The organism is Rhizobium sophorae, from assembly GCF_013087515.1.
GTDB lineage: Bacteria > Pseudomonadota > Alphaproteobacteria > Rhizobiales > Rhizobiaceae > Rhizobium > Rhizobium sophorae.
In genome coordinates this window covers 165,831-189,354 of sequence record NZ_JABFCN010000066.1, presented here as the reverse complement: position 1 = coordinate 189,354, position 23,524 = coordinate 165,831, and the positions used below count along the sequence as shown (strand labels likewise).

The window sequence follows — 23,524 nt, the reverse complement described above, 5'->3', positions numbered from 1 at the left end:
GTCTGTGGCCGCAGCCTCAGTTCGTTTTCTCGGCGATCACGGTCCAGCATCCGCGCTCGCGGTAACGGGCGAGAACGGCCGGATCGGCATCATGCTCGACGACCAGGCATTCGCAACGGGCAACCGGCAGGATGCTATGGGGGGCCGCAGTGCCGAATTTCTCCGAGGTGACCGCCACCAGCACTTTTCTGCTCCTGGACGTCGCAAACCGCTTGAACTCCGCATCCTCGAAGCCGAACACCGTGATGCCGGCCTCGAGATCGACGCCGCAGGCGCCGAGAATGCAGAGATCGGGCGAAATTTGCTCCATGTCCCGGAGAGCCTTGGCGCCGAGCGCCCCGCCCGTCTGCCGGTCCACCATTCCGCCGATGAGGATGACGTTGACGGCAGGCTTGTCGATCAGCGCAGCGGCGATCGCCGGCGCATTGGTCGCGGCCGTCAGCTCGAGTTCGGCCGGCAGTGCGTTGGCGATTGCCAGATTGGTGCTGCCGGCATCGAAGAAAACACACGCACCGGCAGCAATCTGCGTTGCCGCGGCGCGCGCCAGCGCCTGTTTCCGATCGGCGGCAAAACCGATGCGCTGCGTCAGGCTTCCATGCGCCGGCGAAACCGGCAAGGCGCCGCCATAGACCCGCTCGCAGAGCCCGGCCGCGGCCATCTCGCGCAGGTCGCGCCGCACCGTATCCTCGGAGACACCGAATTCCAGCGCGAGTTCCGCCGCCAGCACGCGGCCATTCAGCCGCAGCCTCTCGGAAATCACCCCCTGGCGCTCTCGCAACAGAAAATCCTGCATGTTTCTACCGGATCGAGATCTCATAAAACCGAAAACGTGCATAACCGCTTATGATCATGCAGGCAATATGCACGGTCACACGTTTTCTGACGTTCGGAAACAAAGCTCCACCGCCATAGCAAAATATGCCCTATTGACCGGTCCGAGAGGCGGGAATATCGATTGATCGTTCCCGATCCTGCCTGCATATCCGCCATCTGGTGCGTTCTCCCCGTGAAAAACTCCGTCAGCCTGGGCATCCTGCTCACGACCCTCGCCTATATGGCGTTCACCTTCCATGACGCGATCATCAAGGTCCTGGCTTCAACCATTCCCGTCTGGCAGATTCTGTTTTTCCGCAGTCTCACGATCCTCGTCGGTTGTCTCGCCTATGGTCGCGGCAAGCTCCTCCAACAGACGCTGAGGTCGCCGATCATCAAGCCGATGATTGCGCGCAGCGTGCTTCTGCTCTGCGCCTGGCTTTCCTATTATTCCGCCGCAAGCCGCCTGCAACTTGCCGAAGTAACCACGCTTTATTACGCCGCACCTGTCGTCGGCACCTTGCTTGCCTGGTTCATCCTGAAGGAAAAAGTCACGCCGGCGCGTTGGCTGGCCGTCGGGGTCGGCTTCGTCGGCGTCCTCATTGCCTGCAATCCGATCGGCCTCACCATTTCCTGGCCGGTCTACCTGGCGCTGCAGGCGGCTGTGCTCTGGGCCTGCGCCATGGTGCTGCTGCGCAAGACCTCGCTGCATGAGAAGACGATTATCCAGCTCGCCGTTTCCAACGTCTTTTTCCTTGCCATGACCGGCGTTGCCGTTCTCTACACTTGGCGGACACCCGATATGGCGCAGCTCGCGCTTCTCATCGCCACCGGCATCGTTGCCGGCTGCGCGCAGTTCGCCCTTTTTGAAGGTATGCGCCAGGCGCCCGTCTCCGTGCTTGCGCCATTCGAATACAGCTCTCTCATCTGGGCCTTCCTCCTGGGTTATCTGATCTGGGCCGATATCCCCACGCCCAATGTGGTCGTTGGCGCGGCCATGATTCTCGGCGCCGGATTGATCATCATCGTCAGCGAAAAGCTGCGCCACCGCATCACGGCCTGATGCCTGTTTCTGCAGGATTCATGGTTCAAACGGCCGCTTGAGAAAAATATTTGCAGTTGCTGCTTTTATTCGCAGTTTTTTACGCTTCCCGCGCCCTAATTTTCTGCGAACTATCCCTCATCCGATGACAACCTCCCAAGGATGGATACAACAATGAACTGGCTGAAAACCGTCGCCGCCGCTGCCCTCATTCAGGCTGCGGCCCTCCTACCTGCGCATGCCGGTGAAAACCTCGCCGCCATCAAATCGGCTGGCGTCTTCAAGATAGGTACCGAAGGCACCTATGCGCCCTTCACCTATCATGACGAAAGCGGCAAGCTCGTCGGCTTCGACGTCGAGATCGGCGAAGCGATCGCCGCCAAGCTCGGCGTCAAGGCCGAGTTCGTCGAAGGCAAGTGGGATGGCCTGATCGCCGGCCTCGACGCCAAGCGCTACGATACCGTCATCAACCAGGTCGGCATCACCGAAACCCGCAAGCAGAAATACGATTTCTCCGAGCCCTATATCGCCTCCAAGGCCGTGTTGATCGCCCGCGACGGCGACGACAGCATCAAGTCCTTCGCCGATCTGAAGGGCAAGAAGGCCGCCCAGTCGCTGACCAGCAACTTCGGCAAGCTCGCGACCGAAGCCGGTGCCGAACTGGTCGGCACCGACGGTTTCGATCAGTCGATCCAGCTGGTGCTGACCAAGCGCGCCGACGCCACGATCAACGACAGCCTCTCCTTCCTCGATTTTAAGAAGCACAAGCCGGACGCGCCGGTGAAGATCGTCGCCGAGCAGGAAAACGCCGACTATTCCGGCGTCATCATCCGCAAGAACGAACCGGAGCTTCTGGCCGAAATCAACAAGGCGCTTGCCGACATCAAGGCCGACGGCACTTACAAGAAGATCGCCGACAAATATTTCGGCCAGGACGTTTCGAAGTAAGCCCTGACACCAGCGGTTTCCCACTGCCGTCATATCATTTATAGCTGCATGGAAAAGCGTTCGGCGAAACCTCGCCGGACGCGTCTTTTCTTGAGGAAACGCCCTTGCCGCACTGGCTCCAACTGATGGCGGAATCGCTTCCCTCGCTCCTCTGGGCAGGGCTGATCTTCACCATCCCCTTGACCCTGCTTTCCTTCGCGTTCGGCCTGATCTTGGGCTTGGCCACCGCAATCGGACGTCTCTTCTGCCCGGAGCCAGTTGCAGCCATTGCCCGCTTTTATGTTTGGGTCATCCGCGGCACGCCGCTGCTCGTCCAGCTCTTCGTCATCTTCTATGGCCTGCCGAGCATCGGCATCCTGCTCGACGCCTTTCCGGCCGCCCTCATCGGCTTCACCCTGAATATCGGCGCCTATAGCTCCGAGATCATCCGCGCCGTCATTTCCTCGGTGCCGAAGGGCCAGTGGGAAGCCGCCTATTCGATCGGCATGAGCTGGCGCCAGGCGATGAGCCGCACCATCCTGCCGCAGGCGGCCCGCGTCGCCGTGCCGCCGCTCTCGAACACCTTCATCTCGCTGGTCAAGGATACCTCGCTTGCCGCCGCCATCACCGTGCCCGAGCTCTTCCAGGCGGCACAGCGCATCGTCGCCACCACCTATGAGCCGTTGATCCTCTATATCGAAGCGGCGCTGGTCTATCTCGTCCTGAGCTCCGTCCTCTCGCAGCTGCAGGTGCGGCTGGAACGTCGTTTCGCCCGGTACGGCGGCATGCTGGAGGCAAATGCATGATCGAGCTTTCCAACATCGAAAAGCGCTTCGGCGACGCCGTCATCCTCAAGGATATCAGCATCCGTATTCCTGAAGGCAGCGTCACCGCGCTGGTCGGACCGTCCGGCGGCGGCAAGAGCACGCTGCTGCGCTGCATCAACCTGCTCGAAATTCCGACCGCCGGCTCCATCCGCCTCGGAGAGGAAACGCTGGCCTTTGCACCGGGAAAACGAACAAGCTGGCCGGCGATCCAGAAGATCCGCCGCCAGACCGGCATGGTCTTCCAGAACTTCCAGCTCTTTCCGCATCAGACCGCGATCGAGAATGTCATGGAAGGCCTGGTGACGGTGCTGAGATGGCCGAGGGAAAAGGCCCGTGAACGCGCGATGGAGCTGCTGACCAAGGTCGGCATGACCCACAAGGCCGACGCCTGGCCTTCGACACTATCGGGCGGTCAGCAGCAGCGCGTGGCGATCGCCCGCGCTCTGGCGCCGTCGCCGCGTGTGCTTTTGTGTGACGAGCCGACATCCGCCCTCGATCCCGAGCTTTCGGCCGAAGTGGTGGATGTGCTGGGTCAGCTTGCCAGCGAAGGCACGACGATGGTGATGGCGACCCACGATCTCCGGCTCGCTTCGAAGATCGCCAACGACGTCGTTTTCCTGGAAGCCGGGAGCGTGGTGGAAACGGGTAGCGCCAGAGCAATCTTCAGCGCGCCGGAACGCGAACGCACCAAGCGCTTCATCTCAACGATCAACGCCGCCCATACTTACGATATCTGAGCTAGAGCATGATGCCGAAAAGTGTGAGCGGTTTTCGGACGACATCATGCTCTATTTCTTTGATTTAGATCCGGATGATTTTAGGCCGACCTGGCCTAAAATCATCCGGATCTAATGCCGGGATGCGAACATCCCGGCATAGCTGGAACTCCAATCAGGAGGCCGTGACGACCGAGCGCGCCGCCTTCAGCGCGTTGCCCCACCAGGTGATCTGGTCGAGCTGGTTCTTCGCCGCTTCGTTGAGATGCGCGTAATCGCTGAGGCTCTTGCCTTCCTTGAGGACGCCGAGATATTCGCCAAGCGCGATATGCACGCCGGTTTTCACCGAAGCCGCCCCCATTTCCACGAAGATCAGCCGGAGATGTTCGACCGCACGTGCGCCGCCGACACCGCCGTAACCGACGAAACCAACCGGCTTATGGATGAATTCGCCGAGGTCGATGGCGTTCTTCAGAACGGCTGTCGGAGCGTGATTGTACTCGGCAACGGTGAGGATGAAGCCGTCGAATTCACGCAGCTTCTTTTTCCAGCGCTCTGCCGTCTCACTTTCAGCGGTCGTGGCACGCTGCTCACCGAAAAAATGCATGGGGTAGTCGAGCAGGTCGAGAACCTCGACCTCGATGTCCTGGCGCTCTGCGGCGATAGCGGCAATCCACTTGGCCGGATGCTCGGCAAAACGGCCAATACGCGTGCTGCCGACGATGACGGCAATCTTCAACTTGCTCATGGATATCATTTCCTGATTGGTTTTGGGGCGGAGAGCGCAAGTTTATGAGAAAGCCTCCGCGCCGGGCAAGGCGCGAAGGCTTCGGAAAATCAGCTTTTTGACAGGCCGATCGTACACAATCGAGTGAATGGAGCCCGCTCGCAAAGTCGGCTGATAGGCGCTTTGCGAAGGATGACAGCTCTTCAGCCTGCGTAGACGACGAGCAGGTCCTTGGCGTCGATCTGGTCGCCGGCCCGAACCAGCACCTCGGAAATCGTGCCGTCCTTTTCCGCATGCAGCGCCGTTTCCATCTTCATCGCCTCGATCGAGACCAGCACGTCACCCGCGTTGATGGTCTGCCCGGGCGAGACGAAGACGCGGCTGATGACACCCGGCATCGGCGCACCGACATGACCGGCATTGCCCGGCTCCGCCTTGCGGCGGACGGCTGCACCTGTCGCCCCATGAGCCCTGTCCGGCACCTTGATGCGGCGCGGCTGGCCGTTGAGCTCGAAGAAGATGGTCACCATGCCCTGGCTGTCGGTCGCGCTCATTGCCTGGTTGACGATGACGAGCGTCTTGCCGCGCTCGATATCGGCAAACAGTTCCTCCCCGTCCTTGAGACCGTAGAAATAGGCGGGTGTCGGCAGCACCGAGACCGGACCGTAGGTATCGGATGCGAGTGCGAAGTCGGTGAAGACCTTCGGATACATCAGGTAGGAGGCGAATTCGAAGTCGCTGACCTCGCGCTCGAGTTTCGTCTCGATGTTTTTACGCTCGGCATCGAGATCCGCCTCCTTGAGCAGCGATCCTGGACGCACCGTATAAGGTTTGTCGCCCTTCAGCGCCTTCTTCTGCAGCGCTTCGGGCCATCCTGACGGCGGCTGGCCGAGATCGCCCTTCAGCATCGAGACCACTGATTCCGGGAAGGAGACTTCCTTGTCGGGGCTGACGACGTCGGCAACCGTCAGGTCCTGCGATACCATCATCAGCGCCATGTCGCCGACGACCTTGGAAGACGGCGTCACCTTGACGATATCGCCGAACATTTGGTTGGCGTCAGCATAGGCCTGCGCCACCTGATGCCAGCGGGTCTCGAGGCCGAGCGAGCGGGCCTGTTCCTTGAGGTTGGTGAACTGGCCACCCGGCATTTCATGCAGATAGACTTCGGACGCCGGGCCCCTCAGATCGCTTTCGAAGGCGGCATACTGGTTCCGCGCAGCTTCCCAATAGAAGGAGATGCGGCGGATCCATTCCGGATCGAGGCCCGGATCACGCTCCGTACCGCGCAGCGCCTCGACGATCGAGCCGAGACAGGGCTGCGAGGTATTGCCGGAAAGCGCATCCATGGCGGCATCGACGGCATCGACGCCGGCATCGACAGCGGCAAGAACGGTCGCGGCCGCAATACCCGATGTATCATGCGTGTGGAAATGGATCGGCAGGCTGGTCGCCTCGCGCAGCGCCTTGAACAGAACCTTCGCCGCCGCCGGCTTGAGCAGGCCCGCCATATCCTTGAGCGCGATGATATGCGCGCCGGCCTTCTCGAGTTCGACCGCAAGATCGGTGTAGTATTTCAGATCGTATTTCGGACGGGCCGAATTCAGGATATCGCCGGTATAGCAGATCGCCGCCTCGCAGAGCTTGTTCTCCTCGGCAATGGCATCCATCGAGACACGCATGTTCTCGACCCAGTTCAGGCAATCGAAGACGCGGAAGAGATCGATGCCGCCCCTGGCCGCCTGGCGGACGAAATATTTGACGACATTGTCGGGATAATTGGTGTAGCCGACGCCGTTGGCGCCGCGCAGCAGCATCTGCAGCAGAAGGTTCGGCGCGCCCTCGCGGATCAGCGCCAGCCGCTCCCACGGGTCCTCGGTGAGGAAACGCATGGAGACGTCGAAGGTGGCACCGCCCCAGCATTCAAGGGACAGCAGGTTCGGCAGCGCATGCGCATAGGTGCCGGCAATGCGGGCGATGTCATAGGTGCGCATGCGGGTGGCGAGCAGCGACTGGTGGCCGTCGCGCATCGTCGTATCAGTCAAAAGCACGCGCTTCTCATTGCGCATCCATTCGCCGAATTTCTTCGGGCCGAGCGTGTCGAGGAGCTGCTTCGTACCATCCTTGACCGTATTGCCGTTGGCGTAGGGAACCACTGGCTCGGCCGCATTTTCCAGCGGCTTCGGCCTGTCCTTGGCCTCGGGATGGCCATTGACGGTGACGTCGGCGAGGTAGGTCAGGAGCTTCGTGGCACGATCCTGGCGCTTGACCTGCTGGAAGAGTTCCGGCGTCGTATCGATGAAGCGTGTCGTGTAGCTGTTATCCCTGAACTTCGGATGGCCGATGATTGCTTCGAGGAAGGTCAGGTTGGTTGCCACGCCGCGAATACGGAATTCGCGCAGCGCCCGGTCCATGCGGGAAATCGCTTCGGAAGGATTGGGCGCCCACGCCGTGACCTTGACGAGAAGCGGATCATAAAAGCGGGTGATGATCGCGCCCGAATAGGAGGTGCCGCCATCGAGGCGGATGCCGAAACCGGACGCCGAGCGATAGGCGGTGATGCGGCCGTAATCCGGAATGAAATTATGCTCCGGATCTTCCGTGGTGATTCGGCACTGCAGCGCATGGCCGTTGAGGCGGATATCCTCCTGGCGTGGCACGCCTGATTCCGGTGTACCGATCGCAAAGCCGTCGAGGATGTGGATCTGCGCCTTGACGATATCGATGCCGGTGACGACTTCGGTCACCGTATGCTCGACCTGAATGCGCGGATTGACTTCGATGAAATAGAATTTCCCGGTATCGGCATCCATCAGATATTCGACGGTGCCGGCGCCGATATAACTGGTCGCCGCCGCGATCTTCAGCGAATAGGCGGCGAGTTCCTGGCGCTGCGCCTCAGAGAGATAGGGCGCCGGCGCGCGCTCGACGACCTTCTGGTTGCGGCGCTGGATCGAGCAGTCGCGCTCGAAGAGATGCACGACATTGCCGTGCGTATCGCCGAGAACCTGGCTTTCGACATGGCGGGCGCGCTCGACGAGCTTTTCCAGATAGACCTCGTCCTTGCCGAAGGCCGCCATCGCCTCGCGCTTGGCTTCCGTCACCTCGCGGGCAAGATCCTTTGGATCGCGGATCGCGCGCATGCCGCGCCCACCACCGCCCCAGGAAGCCTTCAGCATGACGGGGTAGCCGATCCCTTCCGCCATCTTCGCCACTTCGGCCATGTCCTCCGGCAGCGGCCCGGTGGCCGGCACTACGGGAACGCCGACCGAGATCGCCAGGTTGCGCGCTGCGACCTTATTGCCGAGCTGGCGCATCGTATCGGCCTTCGGGCCGATGAAGATAATGCCGGCCTTATTACAGGCATCGACGAATTCGGGGCTTTCAGACAGCAGGCCGTAGCCGGGATGGATGGCATCGGCGCCGGAGAGTTTCGCAACGCGGATCACCTCCTCGATCGACAGATAGCTCTCGATCGGGCCCATGTCCTTGGAAAGATGCGGGCCGCGGCCGACCTGGTAACTCTCGTCCGCCTTGAAGCGGTGCAGCGCCAGCTTGTCCTCTTCCGCCCAGATCGCCACCGTTTTTATTCCAAGTTCGTTGGCTGCACGGAACACGCGGATGGCAATTTCAGAGCGATTGGCAACGAGAATCTTGGAAATGGGCAAAACGGTCTCCTCAGACGTTCAGACGCGGGAATGCTGCACCCGCGAAGGAAATTCTTAACTTCTTGTCACAAGAAGTTCAATTTATCTTGCGACTGCGAAATGCAATTTTTCGACATTCTGAAGCAACTCCAGGAAAACTCCGAAACGGTTTTCCGTCCGGAGTTGCGCAAAAATAAAATAACAGAGCGATTGCTCTAACTTATCAGGCCATGACGGAAGGCAAGTGCCACTGCCTGCTGCCTGTTTTTCGCCTTCAGCTTGTCCTGCAGGCCGTTCATATACCAGTCGACGGTGTGGTTTGAGATCTTCAGCATCTTGCTGATCTCCATCGAAGTCATGCCTTCGGCGAGATAATGCAGGATTTCCATCTCGCGCCTCGTCAGCGGCGTGTCGGCCAGCAGCACGGTTTCCATTGCCTGCGCCTCGCCCTTCAGATCGAGCAACCGCCAGAAGGCCTTGCGCGCCACCGCCTCCAACAATGCGATCTCCACCGGCGACAGTTCGATCGGCTTGCCGGCGAGACTGAGGCTGGCGAGAATCCCGTTGCGCCCGTGGATCGGAAAGATGTAGCCATCCTCCAGCCCATGCCCGAAGGCATCGACCATCATCTGCTCCATGCGGCGCTGGTGTGCGTCCTTGTGGAAGGCCGCCATCGCTTCCCGCCAGCGGAAAGGCCGCTGCGCATGAGCCAGATAGCGCACCATCGGATCGATCAGTGCATATTTTTTCGCGGTATATATCTGCGGCCATTGTTCCGGCCAGCGGCCAGCAAGCGCCGCAGCCCAGGGGTCCGGATTCTGCTGCACCGGGTTCTGCGGCACATGGCGCAGCAGGCCGTAATATTCGAAGCCGCAACCGCGGAGGATCTGCTCCAGCTCGGTGACGACGGCTTCAGGATTTGAGCATTCTTCCAGAATTACAAGTAATTGAATTAACGAATTAATATTCACAAAAATGCCCCTTGCCCGGACCTGACGCCCGCATGAGGCCGTCGGCGGCTGGTCAAACTGGCCGCGAAACGGTCTTCAATAAATGCAGTCTGTAATTTAATGCTGCGCTAAACATTTAATAAAATGCAAGCGCAAATTGTTGCGAGATATAGCTGAACGGCAATTTCGGCGCCATGCCCATCTCGTCGCATCCTGCAATAGTATGATCGTATTAATCACCACATCGGTTGAAGCCTGAATACTCCGTTAATCGCCCGTTCAGGTAGCCTTTTGTAGCATCGCATCATCCCGTTTTTCGCAGATGCACAAGAGGTTCGACGTGACGCTATTCAAGGTCTATGCAAGGGCTCTGCGCTATCTTGGCGCCTACAAGCTGCGCGTATCCCTGGTCGTTGTCGCAAACATTGTTCTTGCGACGATCACCATCGCGGAGCCGATCCTGTTCGGTCGCATCATCGATGCGATTTCGGGCAAGGGTGAGGTCAAGCCCATCCTCTTCATGTGGGCGACTTTCGCCGTCTTCAACACCATTGCCTTCGTTCTGGTGGCCCGCGAGGCCGACCGGCTGGCCCATGGCCGGCGGGCGACGCTGTTGACGGAAGCCTTCGGCCGCATCATTTCCATGCCGCTTGGCTGGCACCATCAGCGTGGCACCTCCAACGCGCTGCATACATTGCTGCGCGCCTGCGAGACGCTGTTCGGCCTCTGGCTGGAATTCATGCGCAACCACCTGTCGACGGTCATTGCGCTTGCTCTTCTGATACCGACCGCAATGTCGATGGACCTGCGCCTTTCCGCCGTGCTCATGGTGCTCGCCATCGCCTACTGGCTGATCGGCCGCGTCGTCATGGGCCGCACCAAGGACGGCCAGGCTTCGGTCGAGAACCATTATCACACCGTCTTCTCGCATGTCAGCGACTCGATCAGCAACGTTTCGGTCCTGCACAGCTATAACCGCATCGAGGCCGAAACCAGGGCGCTGAAATCCTTCGCCGACCGTCTGCTCGAAGCTCAGTATCCGGTCCTCGACTGGTGGGCGATCGCCAGCGCACTGAACCGCATGGCGTCGACTATCGCGATGATGGTGGTCCTGATCATCGGCACCATGCTCGTCCAGGCCGGCCAGCTGCGCGTCGGCGACGTCATCGCCTTCATCGGCTTTGCCAACCTGTTGATCGGCCGTCTCGACCTGATGCGCCAGTTCGCTACGCAGATTTTCGAGGCCCGTTCCAAGCTCGAGGAATTCTATGCGCTGGAAGACTCGGTGCGTGAACGTGAAGAGCCTGCCGGCAACGGCGAGATCAAGGACGTCAAGGGTGCGATCGAGTTCCGCGACGTGTCCTTCGGCTTCGGCAACAGCTCGCAGGGCCTGCACAACGTCTCCTTCTCGGTGAAGGCAGGCCAGACGGTCGCGATCGTCGGCCCGACCGGCGCCGGCAAAACGACGCTCGTCAACTTGCTGCAGCGTGTCTACGATGCCCAGGGCGGCAAGATCCTCGTCGACGGCACCGATATCACCAAGGTGACCCGCAAGTCGCTGCGTCGCCACATCGCCACCGTCTTCCAGGATGCGGGCCTGCTGAACCGTTCGATCAGCGACAATATCCGCCTTGGCCGCGAGGGCGCCAGTGAAGAGGAAATGCGCCGTGCGGCCGAAGCCGCCGCCGCTGCCGATTTCATCGAGACCCGCGAGGATCGCTACGATACGCATGTCGGTGAACGCGGCAACAAGCTCTCCGGTGGCGAGCGCCAGCGCATCGCGATCGCACGCGCCATCCTCAAGGACGCGCCGATCCTGGTGCTCGACGAGGCGACCTCGGCGCTCGACGTCGAAACCGAAGCCCGTGTCAAGGCCGCGATCGACAATCTGCGCCAGAACCGCACCACCTTCATCATCGCCCACCGCCTGTCGACGGTCCGCGAAGCCGATATGGTGCTCTTCCTGGATGACGGCCGCGTCGTCGAACAGGGTAGCTTCGACGAACTCAGCCACAGCAACGGCCGCTTCGCCGCCCTGCTGCGCGCCAGCGGCATCCTGACGGACGAAGAGGTCCGCAAGGCCCACACCACCGAAGCTGCCTGATCGGTTCGGGTTTCAAGATAAAGGCCGGAAGGGTGACGCTCTTCCGGCCTTTTTGTTTGCTCTCAGACCGAGGACAGATCGATATTCAAGATTCCCAAGGTTGATCACTGATTCATAGGGTACTGCAGCACGGGGCCTTTGTGATTGGATGTTTGTGGATCCTGCGCTCGGGCGCAAACTCGCAGGAGCTGCCAGAGCGCTATGGTAGGTGAGTGGAAGGCGGTCCACGCCGGTCCAGCACGCGCAGTAGGGGAGCGGGCCGTTGATGCCATCACTGCTGACCGGACAATCGGTACTCAATGATCGACAGCGCCATAGTGCGCACCGGCGGCGAGCGGAAAGGGGGCAAAGGATTAGGCGCTGGGGCGTTCCAGAGGTGGACTGACGACAAGGTCCATATGCTAGCCGATGCGCTCCCCTGCGCTTGATCATGCGGCCGGCCAGGTCGGCAACATCACGCAAGCTACCCGCTTTTCGCAATAACCCGACAGGTCATACCATCTGGGCCATAAAGCGTATGATCGTAATTCCTTGCGCGCAACGATCGCGAAGATGAGGCCGAGGTGGATCATACCCTCAAACCGTTGGCGAAAACCGAGCGACGGTATCGCACCTGCCTGGCATCTCTCCGCCAAACGATGCTGACCGCGCGAGAAATCATCACAGAAGTGCCAGGCATGTCTCCGAACATCAGCTATATCTCCGGACTTTAAACAAGGAGGGAGATGGGGATGCCGCGCGGGCTGCCCACCGCGATAGCATTTGGCCGGGTCAAGCCTTCCTGGCGTTTGGTGCTTTGCGTCAGAGCAAGCCTCCTGCCGATCACCCTCCTTGCGGGGACATGCCGCGCGGAGCAAAGGAGGATCGCCGTAAGATACGGTGTCTCCACACTGTCCACATGATTGATCGCCGCGCTGATCCCCGCTATCCTTTCCCATCATGGAGACCTCGGGAGCGAACCCATGAAGGTCCTGCGCATCGTCGCCAATATCCGGGCAGCGGATATCACTCCGGCCAAACGCTTCTATCAGGATATCCTCGGTCTTGACGTCATCATGGATCACGGCTGGATCACGACGTTCGGCGCCGCACGCTCGCTGAACGTTCAGCTCAGCATCGCCAGCGAAGGCGGTTCCGGAACGGAGGTGCCCGCCCTCTCCATCGAGGTCGACGACCTCGATGCCGCTTTCGAGGCGATGTCAGCCTCAGGTTTCCCGATCGAGTACGGGCCGGCCGACGAGCCTTGGGGCGTCAGGCGCTTTTATGTGCGCGATCCCTTCGGCGAGCTGGTGAACATCCTCGTTCATAAAAATTGAGCCGGCGGCTATCCGCCACCGGCTCCTTCATGTCGGGAAAATCCAAGCCCTATTTTCGATCGTTCCGGCGAAAGGCATTTGCCGTCCCGCCAATGCGGACGGGAACGGGGATGGTGGCGGTATCGGCGACAAGTTTCCCCTTGACCTTGCCCTGCTGGCGTTTGCGCTCGAGATAATAGGCATAGGCGAATTGTATCGCGATCCCTGCAATCACGAAGAGTGGACCGGCCAGCTGATCTTTGTTGGTGATGTAGAGCACCACCTGGCCGATCATGGCGAGGATGGTGCCGGCGACGAAGATGTTCAGCGAATGACGGCCGAGGATCGTCAGCGGATGGTCCGCAGGACGGCGCAGGATGCGTGAGAGCGCCGGGATGCTGATGACCAGATAGGTCAGCGCCAGCACATGCAGCAGCCGCGGCAGCGACAGGAAGGTCTTGTCGAAACCGGTGATGACCGTCGGCAGGCCGAGTGCCGCAAGCGAATTGCCCCAGATCCAGAGATGGCCGGTCACCCAGATGAAGGATAGCATGACGTAACCGGCAGCGGCCGCAAGCAGCAGCGGATGCCGCGGGATCGTGCCGCCGCGCTTGATATACAGCATCGACACGATGCCGATCGAAAACAGGAACTGCCAGGAGAGCGGATTGAGGAACCAGTAGTCTTCAATCAGCATGTTGTGCGGCGCCACCTGGTAGATGCCCGCAACCAGCCAGACCGCGGCCGAGACGCCGAGCGCCAGCCAAGGGCTGCGCGCATTCAACAGCAGGATGATCGGCACCATCAGCATTAGCGCGCCGTACATCGGCAGGATATTGTTGTAGCCGATCTGGTGGCCGAGCAGGAGCAGTGCCGGAATGCCTTCCTTCAGGTTCATCAGAACCGCCAGGATATTGATTTCTACCAGCAATCCCGGCCGATGGAACAGCCAGGCACCGCAGATGAAGAGCGCGAGCGTCATGAAAGTGGTGATCATATGGGCGAGATAAAGGGTGAAGGCGCGCTTTACCGCCTTGATCGCCACCGTGAGCCGGTTGCCCGGCTGGAATCGGGATCCATAGGCAAGGCCGACGGCAATGCCCGAGATCAGCACGAAGGCTTCGGCGGCATCGGAGAAACCGAAATTCTTCGTCGTTACATATTCGAAGATCTGGCCGGGAACATGATTGATGAAGATCATGATGAGGGCCACGCCGCGCAAGACGTCGAGCCTCGTGTCACGCACTGGCGCAGCTGCGGATAGGGAACTGCGCCCCGTGGCGATGGCTTCGGTCGGCGTGCTTGCCATGGGTCTCTCCTTATTATCCGATTTGCAAACGCGACGATGGCCAAAAGGGTTCCCTTTTGGCCATCGCGAATCGCCGTGTTTTTCAGCGTGGAGAACGCTGTTATCCGAGCGGATATCCCTCTTCGGGATCGGTGACTTCGCAGCCGTTGATCGACAGAGTGTAGCCGCTATCATTGGACGCTTTTGAGACCGAAATGCGGTATTTGCCGCCGCCTTGCTCCACCTCTGCCGCAAAACCGTCCCATTCCGACGGGAGCGACGGGCGTACATAGAGCCGGCCGTCCTTCAGCCGGATGCCGAGGATGCCCTCGACGGCGGCGCGGTAGAGCCAGCCGGCTGACCCGGTATACCAGGTCCAGCCGCCGCGCGACGTATAGGGCTCATGTCCGTAGACGTCGGCCGCTACGACATAGGGTTCGACGCGGTATTGCTCCGCTGAAGCCTTGTCGAACGCATGGGTGATCGGGTTGAGGATCTGGAAGCAGCGGAAAGCATCGTCGCCCCGCTTCAGCTCCGCCAGCGCCATCACCACCCAGGTCGCGGCATGAGTATATTGCCCGCCGTTTTCCCGCACACCCGGCGGATAGGCCTTGATATAGCCGGGATCCTTGGCGGAATCGGCGAAAGGCGGCGTGAACAGCCGGATGATGCGGGCATCCTCATCGACCAGCTGATCGAGCACGGCATCCATCGCCTTGACGGCGCGGGCCGGGTCGCCTTCGCCGGACAGAACGCTCCAGGACTGCGCGATCGAATCGATCCGGCATTCGGGGCTTTCGAGGGAGCCAAGCAGCGTACCGTCGTCGAACGTGCCGCGGCGATAGTAGCCGCCATCCCAGGCCTCAGTTTCGAGGGCCTTCTTCAGCTCGGCAAGATGCGCCGACCAGCGCTCCGCACGGGCCGTGTCGCCGCGCTCTTCGGCATAGGGAATGAAGGAGCGCAATGCACCCGCCAGGAACCAGCCGAGCCAGACGCTGGTGCCGCGCCCGCCGATGCCGACGCGGTTCATGCCGTCGTTCCAGTCGCCGCCAAGGAACAGCGGCAGGCCGTTTGTCCCCTTGCGGGCGATGGCGAGATCGAGCGCCAGCGCCGCGTGTTCGTAGACGCTCGCCTTGTCCTCGGAAATTTCCGGCTTGTAGAACGAGTCGTGCTGGCCTTCGAGCAGGGCCGGCCCTTCCAGGAAGGCGATCTCCTCGTCGAGCACGTCTTTATCGCCGGTGACACTGCAATAGTGATGGATTGCATAGCTGAGCCAGACGACGTCGTCGGAGATCAGCGTACGCACGCCGGCACCCGTTCCCGGCAGCCACCAATGCTGTACATCGCCTTCGCGGAATTGCCGCGAAGCGGCATTCAGGATCTGCCGGCGGGCAAGCGAGGGTTCGTGCAGCACGAAGGCCAGCGTGTCCTGCAGCTGGTCGCGGAAGCCGAAGGCGCCGCTTGCCTGGTAGAAGGCGGTGCGGGCCATGATGCGGCAGCCGAGGCTCTGATAGGGCAGCCAGGTATTGACGAGATTGTTCATCCCGCGATCCGGCGTCGATATCTGCAGCCTACCGGTGAAGTCTCGCCAGAAGGCGCGGTTCGCTTCGACGGCATCGTCGAACGACGCCTTGCGGATATAGGCGATGACGGCGCGCGCTTCTTCTTCCGTCGGCGTATCGCCGAGGAAGAAGGTGAAGTCACGCTCCTCGCCGGCGCCGAGCTCGATGTCGATCGCAAGAGCCGCGGCCGGATCACCGTCGAGATCTGTCGTACCGGAAAGGGCAGCGGCGGAGGTGACGGCCTGCGGCGTCTGGATCGTTCCCGCCTTGCCGATGAATTCTCGCCGGCTTGCCGAGAAGCTCGAAAGCGTCTCGCTCGCCGCGAAGAAGGCGGTGCGGTTGGAAAAATCGATGCTGTAGGGATTGGTGGCAAACAGCGCTCCCGTCTCCTCGTCGTGGCTCGACAGGATGAAAGGCACCGTGCGGGCCGGATTGCTGCCGAGGACCCATTCGACGTAACCGTAGAGACGCAGCTTACGGCTGGCCGAACCGGTATTGCGCAGGCGCAGGCGCTGCAGTTTCACCGGTTTTTCGCGGTCGATCGTCAGCGTCAGCTCGAGCGCAATCTCGTGTTGAACGCTGGAGAAGACGGAATAACCGAGCCCGTGGCGGGCTTCGAAGCGGATGTCCGGGCGGCGGGAAAGCGCTGCAAACGGCGTCATGACAGCACCGCTGTCGAGATCGGTGAGATAGAATGCCTCGCCCGAACGGTTGACCACGGCATCGTTCGACCAGGAGGTCAGCTGATAGTCGCGCGAATTGGCGCTCCAGGTGAAGCCCGAGCCCTCGGCCGACACGTGGAAGCCGAATCTGTCATTGGAGATGACATTGATCCAAGGCTGCGGCGTCGCATGACCTCCGGGCAGCCGAACGACATATTCGCGTCCGTCGCGGGCAAAGCCGCCGATGCCGTTCCAGAAGTCGAGATCGCCTTCCTCCTCGATGACGACGGCCGGCACGACAGGTGGCGGCACCGGCGCGATACGCTTGACGGGGGCTTTGTTGCGCTCAGCCCGTTCCACCTCCTGCAGCTCTTCCTTGGAGGGTGCAGACAGCGCGACGGCGCGGTTGATCTGGTCGACGACCTTGCCATTCTTGGTATGCAGCGTGACGCGGGAAGCCGCGATCAGCGCATGGTAGGTGCTTTCCTCCATCAGGTCCTTGCGAACCGCAAAGATATGCTGGCGCAATCCGTCGGCCTGGCCCATGCGGCGCACGTTTTCGCACATGGCATCGAGCGCATGCTGCATGTCCTGCGCATAGGAAGAGGCGCGTTCGTTCATGATGACGAGATCGGCAGTGACGCCGCGCGAGCGCAGATATTCCTGCGCCAGCAGCGCCTCGCGGGCGATGTCGAGATCCATGTCGTCGTTGATGCGCAGCGTGAAGATAGGGAAGTCGCCGGAGATCGCCAGCGGCCAAAGCGCCGATTGCGACTGCAGGCCGGCCTCGACGGTCGCCTCATCCTTGCGCAGTTGCATGTCGGGATAGACGAGATAACGTCCGAGATGCTGGAAGGCAGCAGCCTGCTGCGAGGTGACGCCGACATGGCGCATCTGCACCTGCGTGCGTGTCCAGGCCTGGACGAGCTCGTGAGTGAAGGCATCGGGATGACGGTAGCGATTGACCGCCTTGTCGACTTCCTCGCGGCTTGGCGCCGCAATCGTCCAGAAGATCACGCTGACTTTCTTGCCGGCGGGTACGCGGACGGTTCGACGCAGCGACATGACGGCATCGAGCATGAAGCCGTCGCTGCCGGAAAGCGTAGCACCTGGATCGAAGGCGGCCGCATCGGCAAGACTGCGGCCACGGCCGATGAACTTGCGCCGGTCGGTCTCGAATTCGGTATGGCGGGTGTCGCCGGCATTGTCGACGATCAGATGTGCGATGCTGATGTTCGGCTCGTTCGGATCGCGCTTGTTGCGTTCGGCGCGGATGACGTCGCCGCGCTTGCCGATCTCTGTCTTGACGAACATGCGGGCGAATGCCGGATGCGCATTGTCGGTATCGTCGGAGGTAATCACCGGTTCGAGATAGGAGGTGACCTCGATGAAACGGTCTTCCGTGCCCATGTTGAGCAGGGTGACGCGGCGGGCCTCGGCATCATGCTCGGTCGCGATGATGCACTCTACCTCGCTGGTGAGGTCGCCGACCGTCTTGGTGAACTGCGCCTTCTCGTCGGCGAATTCGACCTTGATCTTTTCGCCTTCGACACCCTTCGGCTCGGCGCTCGTCGACCACCATTCGTTGGTGGCGGTATCGCGCAGGAAGATGAAGCTGCCCCAGCGGTCTTCGGTCGGATCGGCTTTCCAACGCGATACGGCAAGACCGTTCCAGCGGGAATAGCCGGCGCCCGTCGCCGTCAGCATCAGTGAATAATGGCCGTTCGACAGGAACACGAGTTCGCGGTCGCGCGAAGCCGGATCGCTGATCTTCCGGAGTTCCGGCCGCAGGAGATCGTCCTGGATGCTGGCCGGCGTGTCGGATTCATGCTTGCCGCTCATGACGGGAATGTCGCGCGGCGCCTTTTCCTGCAGCAGGAGCTCTGCCGCCTCGATGACGGGATCGGCGTGGAAGAGCTCGCGCAGATGACCGTTGAAGGCGACGTTGGCGACGGCAGCGATCGACATGCCGTGATGGTGGGCATAATAATTGTAGACCACCGCGCATTTCTTGCCTTCCGGCACGCGCGTCGGCGTGAAGTCGACGGCGTCGTGAAAGCCGAACTTGCCGAGCGCACCGACCTTGCGCAGCCTCTGCAGGTTTTCAAGCGCCCCCGGCGGGTCGTACTGGGCAGCGAGCAGCGAGGCGTAAGGCGCGATGACGGCATTGTGGCCGAGACCGCGCTTCAGGCCGAGCGTCGGCACGCCGAAATTCGTGTACTGATAATTGAGGTTGTGGTCGCGGGCATTGAAGGCCGCTTCCGAAATGCCCCAGGGAATACCGAGCTTGCGGGCGTAATTCATCTGCTCGACGACGACCAGATTGTTCGTCTGGTTAAGAATCCCCCCGCCGCGCTCCTGCATGACGAGCGGCGGCATCAGATATTCGAACATCGAGCCGGACCAGGAAACCAGCGCGCCACGTGACCCCACAGGCACGACCTGGCGGCCGAGGCGGTACCAGTGTTCCGTCGGCAGATCGCCCTTGGCGATACCGAAGAGGCTGGTCAGGCGGCATTCCGAGGCGAGAAGGTCATAGCAGGCCTGGTCGAGTTCACCGCTTTCGACGCGGTAGCCGATCGACAGCAGACGCCGCTCCGGCCGGAACAGGAAGCCGAAATCCATCGAGAAGGCGAGATCGCGCGCCTTGTCGCGCAGCGCCACCAGCCGCGGCCTCAGCGCATCGACCTTGGAAAGATCGAAGGTGCTGTCGGAAATATGCGCCTCGCAGACCTTCACCAACGATGCCGCCCACAGGGTGACCTCTTCGCTCTGCTTCGACTTGACCTCATGGTCGAGATTGGCGGCGAGCTTCTCGATATCTCGCGCGAGAACGGCGAGGTTGATGATGCGGATCGAGGCGAATTCGTGCTCGCGCTTGACGGCGGCGAGTGCGTTCTGGAAGCCGACGATGCGCTCCTCCAGGCGCCGGCGCAGCGGGCGCACGGTCTTGCGGTCGTCGGGCAGGTCCGCCAGCACTTCGCCGAGAATGCCGGCCGTGTCGCCGACGCCGTCGAGATTGCCCTGCATATGGGCGGACGGCGCCTCGGCCCAGTTGCGGCAGGCCGACGAAATGGCGATCAGATGACCGGCGAGATTGCCGCTGTCGACGGCCGAGACGTAACGAGGGCCAAGCGTCTGCAGTGTATCGGTGTGGTACCAGTTGAACAGGTGACCGCGGAATTTCTCCATTCTATCGATCGTGGCGATCGTCTGCTCCAGCCGCTCAAGCGTCTCCTCGAAGGAGAACCAGCCGAAATGCCGGCCGGAAACGACGGAAAGCAGATAGACGCCGATATTGGTCGGCGAGGTGCGCGCCGCGACGATCACATGCGGCGTTTCCTGGACATTGTCCGGCGGCAGATAGTTCTGCTCGGCCGTCGTGAAGGTCTCGAAATAACGCCAGGTGCGCCGGGCGATCTTGCGCAGTTCGCTCGACACGGAATCGGCGACCTCGAGCCGGTCCTCGGTCTCCGCCGACTGGCTGACATACCAGGCGACAACCGGCGATAATATCCACAGCAGCGCGAAGGGAATGCCGACGAGGAAGGCGTTGTCGCCGGGAAGGGCTGCGAAACCGAGCGCCAGCAGCGCCAGCGCCGGTGCATGCCACATCGCCTTGTAGTAGGAGATCAACGTGCCCTGGCCGCCGGCCTGAACGCTGGCGGCGGTCCGCCATTGCAGCATCAGCTTGCGGCTGACGAACAGGCGGTAGAGCGAACGACCGATCGCATCCGCCATCATGCAAGCCGAATCGGCGATGAAGACGATGCGCAGCGCAACCTGCGCATTGGCGGCGGTAATATCGGACCAGACCGTATAGAGATGGGCGCGGGCGATGATATCGCTGGTGCGCGGGATAATGCCATTGATGAGTGACAGCGTCGGCGCGACGAAGAGGCAGAAGATCAGCAGAATCTGCCAGATGAGCGCGCCGAGCGGACCCATGAAATACCAGCCGAGCACGGAGGCGAAGAACCAGGCGATCGGCGTCAGCGAGCGGCGCAGATTGTCGAACATCTTCCAGCGGCCAAGTGCCGTGACGCCGTATTTCGGATTGAACATGTAGGGGAGAAGCTGCCAGTCGCCGCGCGCCCAGCGATGCTGCCGCGAGGTTTCCACCTCATAACGGATCGGGAAATCCTCCACCAGTTCGAGATCGGTGACGAGCGCGCAACGCGCCATCGAACCTTCGAGAAGATCGTGGCTGAGCACGGAGTTCTCGTCGATCCGGCCCTTCAGCGACGCTTCGAAGGCGTCGACATGGTAAAGGCCCTTGCCGGTGAAGGTGCCTTCGCCGGCGAGATCCTGATAGACGTCGGAAACGGTGAAGACGTATGGATCGAGGCCGCGGTTGATCGAAAAGACGCGCTGGAAGACCGATGCGTCCTTGCCCGTCGTCAGCGACGGCGTGACACGCGGCTGCAGCACGCCGTAGCCGCTTTCGACGCGGCCGGTTTTCGGATTGATGACCGGGCGGTTGATCGGATGATAGAGCTTACCGACCAGCTTGGTGACGGCATCGCGCATCAGGCGCGTATCGGCATCGAGCGTCATGACATATTGCACATTGGCCGGCACAGCATTGGCGCCCGGCAGGTAGGTCGTGTCGCGGTCGCCGCGCAGAAGCATGTTCAGCTCATGCAGCTTGCCGCGCTTGCGCTCCCAGCCCATCCAGACGCCTTCCGAGGGATTGTAGAGGCGGCGGCGATGCAGCAGGTAGAAACGCGTCTTGCCGTCATAGGCATAGCGGGCGGAGAGATTGGCGATTTCGCGTCGCGCATAATCGAGAACTTCGAGATCGGCGGGCGTTTCCTCGACGTCGCTGTCCGGCCAGTCGCTGAGCATCGCGAAGTAGATCTCGCCGCGCGGATTGGCGAGATAATGGACCTCGAGATTGCGCACGTGGTCGTCGACGCTGTCGCGGTTCGAGATCAGGCAGGGCACGACGAGCAGCGTGCGCGCATCTTCCGGAATGCCCTCCTTGAACTCGTAGCCGACGAGGCGCGCCGGCGTCACGAAGAAGGACAGCAAGGTGTTGAAGAGGCCTGTTGCCCCCTCCGACGCCGGCACTGAGAACATGATCAGCAGCAGGACGATTTCAAACGCACCCATGCCGGCATTCGCCATGAACTTGCCGACGATCGCCATGGCGATGACCGTCAGCAGCATGACGGGCACCGCAATTGCCAGCCAGTTGAACCGGCGCACGGCGCGCACGAAATGTTGGGTGACGGTCGGGCGATAATTCGCCCGCGCCTCGAGCTTCGGCCGCTGCGCGCCCGACAGGAAGCCGCCGACATTGGGTTCATGCGGCTGCGGCTCGTCGGAGGCCTTGGCGGCATCGGTCATGTCGAGCGCCAGCTGGGCGATTTCCATTTCCGACAGCGGCGAGCGCTTGGCCAGCTTCTCGATCTGCTTGCGGTATTTGTTGCGCGAGCCGGAATCGAGGATGCCGTAATCCGAATGCTCCCAGAGCAGCTTGTCGACATGGCTGACCTGCTCGACCCAGACCGACCATTCGGCATCATCGATCTCGCGAAGGCTGCGGATGATGTTGCCCATCGTCACATTGCCGGAAGAGAGCCGGCTGTGTTCGGCCGTCGTCGCCTCTTCCGTGTTGCGGCCGAGCTCTTCCAACCGCTCGTCGAGCCAGGTGATCGCCAGGCTCGATGTCTGCGAGCCGTCGCGCAGGCGATAGAGGAACTGCGTCGAGAAAGTATTGTCCTCGGCAAGCGGTTCCAACGTCTTCAGATAGGCGGCAGCCGCGGCCGGATCGGTCAGTCGCACCAATTCGTCGGCTGCCTCGTTGGCGCGGCGGCGCAGCCGGCGGCTGGCTTCGACACGGCTCGAAATGCGGCGAAGGTTTTCCACGAGCACGTAGCGCACGAGAGAGGGCAACGCCCATAATTCGCCGATCCTGAGCGTCTCGCTGGCCTGGAAGCCGTCAACCAGCGCCGTCAGACTTTCCTGTGAGATCGTGCTGTGGGTATGGGCGACATAGAGCCAGGCAAGTACGAGGGTGCGCGGCACCTCGACGCCGCCGACGACCATGGTCGGCAATTCGCGATAGAAGCGGCGGGGGAAGTCGCGCCGTACCTCCTGTATCGCCTCTTCGACGATATAATGGTTGTCCAGCAGCCATTCTGCCGCCGGCGTAATCGTCTCGCCGGCCTCGACGTCGGTCGCCGTGGTCCGGTAGACGCGCAGGATTTCCTTCTCGTTTTCCTTATGCCGAGCAAAGAAATCAAAGGGGGCGAAAGCCGGCAGCTTGTCGACGCCGTTGCGGGCGACCGCATCGCCCATCGCCTTGATGTCCTCGTTCGACAGATAGGTCGAGCGGATCGAACCGTTGTGATCGATCTGCTTCGTCTCGGGTTCGCGCGGAAGGCTCGGAGAAAGATGAGAAATAGACATGGGTTCGGTTCTGGATCCAAACGAAGTTATGGCTGTTTTGCTCAGCCTTTTGCACTGCTTATCATGACTGCTACATGAACGGAGCCCTATTCTTCGAAGATCGATGAATCGGGATAAATGACGCTACGGCCAAGCGATGCTAACGGGCGAAGCCCCGGTCTCAGCGCGGCCCAACGGATAATCGAGACCATCGATACCCTCTCCGCAAAAGCCATGGCGAAAACTTGGCCATCATCGGAATAATTCAAGTCAAGAGGCAGGAGTCGGTACCCCCGCGCTGGTCCGGGCGGCTGGATTGACAAAATGCCGGCACTGGTTCCGGCAATGCGAGAGCTCTTTGATTTCGGGAAGGAACGGGTGTGGCGTCACCGGCAAAACCTATCTCGTCCGGCCGGACTCAGGAGTGCTGATGGCGGTCGTCCAGGTGCGCAGCGGAAATATGAAGCCCAGCCAGATCGCATGAAGACGTTCGATGCGATCGCTTCAGATGGTATGAAAAGAATATGGAAGAAGGACGATGAGGATCGGAATGCCGACCACCGGAGCA

The 23,524-nt window shown here is 61.1% G+C and carries 12 protein-coding genes; 6 read left to right on the top strand and 6 right to left on the bottom strand.

What is annotated here, in order from left to right; genetic code table 11:
* Positions 1 to 16: 16 nt before the first annotated feature.
* Positions 17 to 793 (bottom strand): DeoR/GlpR family DNA-binding transcription regulator, encoded by a 777-nt coding sequence (locus G9X64_RS33135; RefSeq protein WP_171378239.1) that lies wholly within the window; start codon positions 791 to 793, stop codon positions 17 to 19.
* Between the two features lie 213 nt (positions 794 to 1,006).
* On the opposite strand from G9X64_RS33135, the gene G9X64_RS33130 reads away from it, so the two are divergent.
* The 4 genes from G9X64_RS33130 to G9X64_RS33115 all read left to right on the top strand — a co-directional run bounded on the left by G9X64_RS33130 (position 1,007) and on the right by G9X64_RS33115 (position 4,346).
* Positions 1,007 to 1,876 carry a DMT family transporter gene (locus tag G9X64_RS33130; RefSeq protein WP_171378238.1) on the top strand — a complete coding sequence of 290 codons (870 nt, stop codon included), beginning with the start codon at positions 1,007 to 1,009 and terminating at the stop codon, positions 1,874 to 1,876.
* A 153-nt stretch (positions 1,877 to 2,029) separates the two neighbouring features.
* The gene (locus G9X64_RS33125; protein WP_017995516.1) at positions 2,030 to 2,803 is read left to right on the top strand and encodes an amino acid ABC transporter substrate-binding protein; all 774 of its coding nucleotides are present in this window, start codon (positions 2,030 to 2,032) and stop codon (positions 2,801 to 2,803) included.
* Between the two features lie 104 nt (positions 2,804 to 2,907).
* Positions 2,908 to 3,588, top strand: coding sequence for an amino acid ABC transporter permease (locus tag G9X64_RS33120; protein WP_171378237.1), 681 nt, complete (start codon positions 2,908 to 2,910; stop codon positions 3,586 to 3,588).
* Positions 3,585 to 4,346 (top strand): amino acid ABC transporter ATP-binding protein, encoded by a 762-nt coding sequence (locus G9X64_RS33115; RefSeq protein ID WP_168309164.1) that lies wholly within the window; start codon positions 3,585 to 3,587, stop codon positions 4,344 to 4,346. The genes G9X64_RS33120 and G9X64_RS33115 overlap by 4 nt, the downstream gene beginning before the upstream one ends.
* A gap of 154 nt (positions 4,347 to 4,500) precedes the next feature.
* Here G9X64_RS33115 and G9X64_RS33110 read toward each other — a convergent pair whose 3' ends face one another.
* From G9X64_RS33110 to G9X64_RS33100, 3 genes are all read right to left on the bottom strand, one after another.
* Positions 4,501 to 5,073, bottom strand: a complete 573-nt coding sequence (locus tag G9X64_RS33110; protein WP_168309165.1) for an NADPH-dependent FMN reductase — start codon at positions 5,071 to 5,073, stop codon at positions 4,501 to 4,503.
* A 182-nt stretch (positions 5,074 to 5,255) separates the two neighbouring features.
* Positions 5,256 to 8,720: a pyruvate carboxylase gene (gene pyc / locus G9X64_RS33105; RefSeq protein ID WP_168314896.1), complete on the bottom strand. Its 3,465-nt coding sequence runs from the start codon at positions 8,718 to 8,720 to the stop codon at positions 5,256 to 5,258.
* Between the two features lie 194 nt (positions 8,721 to 8,914).
* Positions 8,915 to 9,670 (bottom strand): helix-turn-helix transcriptional regulator, encoded by a 756-nt coding sequence (locus tag G9X64_RS33100; RefSeq protein WP_168314897.1) that lies wholly within the window; start codon positions 9,668 to 9,670, stop codon positions 8,915 to 8,917.
* Positions 9,671 to 9,989: 319 nt separating this feature from the next.
* Here G9X64_RS33100 and G9X64_RS33095 point away from each other — a divergent pair, with 319 nt between their 5' ends.
* Positions 9,990 to 11,753 (top strand): glucan ABC transporter ATP-binding protein/ permease, encoded by a 1,764-nt coding sequence (locus G9X64_RS33095; RefSeq protein WP_168309168.1) that lies wholly within the window; start codon positions 9,990 to 9,992, stop codon positions 11,751 to 11,753.
* A 962-nt stretch (positions 11,754 to 12,715) separates the two neighbouring features.
* Positions 12,716 to 13,069 (top strand): VOC family protein, encoded by a 354-nt coding sequence (locus tag G9X64_RS33090; RefSeq protein ID WP_171378236.1) that lies wholly within the window; start codon positions 12,716 to 12,718, stop codon positions 13,067 to 13,069.
* 49 nt (positions 13,070 to 13,118) lie between these two features.
* On the opposite strand, the gene G9X64_RS33085 is transcribed toward G9X64_RS33090, so the two are convergent.
* A complete protein-coding gene (locus G9X64_RS33085) occupies positions 13,119 to 14,357 on the bottom strand; it encodes an OpgC family protein (RefSeq protein ID WP_168314900.1) in 1,239 nt (412 codons plus the stop codon).
* Positions 14,358 to 14,457: 100 nt separating this feature from the next.
* Entirely contained in the window at positions 14,458 to 22,977 is an 8,520-nt protein-coding gene (locus G9X64_RS33080) for a glycoside hydrolase family 94 protein (RefSeq protein ID WP_171378235.1), read from the bottom strand.
* Between the last annotated feature and the right edge of the window lie 547 nt (positions 22,978 to 23,524).

What these genes read in the sequence shown, in the direction of transcription:
- G9X64_RS33135 (WP_171378239.1), bottom strand. Translation starts at nt 793, where the DNA reads ATGCAGGATTTTCTGTTGCGAGAGCGCCAGGGGGTGATTTCCGAGAGG.
- G9X64_RS33125 (WP_017995516.1), top strand. Translation starts at nt 2,030, where the DNA reads ATGAACTGGCTGAAAACCGTCGCCGCCGCTGCCCTCATTCAGGCTGCG.
- G9X64_RS33115 (WP_168309164.1), top strand. Translation starts at nt 3,585, where the DNA reads ATGATCGAGCTTTCCAACATCGAAAAGCGCTTCGGCGACGCCGTCATC.
- G9X64_RS33110 (WP_168309165.1), bottom strand. Translation starts at nt 5,073, where the DNA reads ATGAGCAAGTTGAAGATTGCCGTCATCGTCGGCAGCACGCGTATTGGC.
- G9X64_RS33090 (WP_171378236.1), top strand. Translation starts at nt 12,716, where the DNA reads ATGAAGGTCCTGCGCATCGTCGCCAATATCCGGGCAGCGGATATCACT.
- G9X64_RS33085 (WP_168314900.1), bottom strand. Translation starts at nt 14,357, where the DNA reads ATGGCAAGCACGCCGACCGAAGCCATCGCCACGGGGCGCAGTTCCCTA.
- G9X64_RS33080 (WP_171378235.1), bottom strand. Translation starts at nt 22,977, where the DNA reads ATGTCTATTTCTCATCTTTCTCCGAGCCTTCCGCGCGAACCCGAGACG.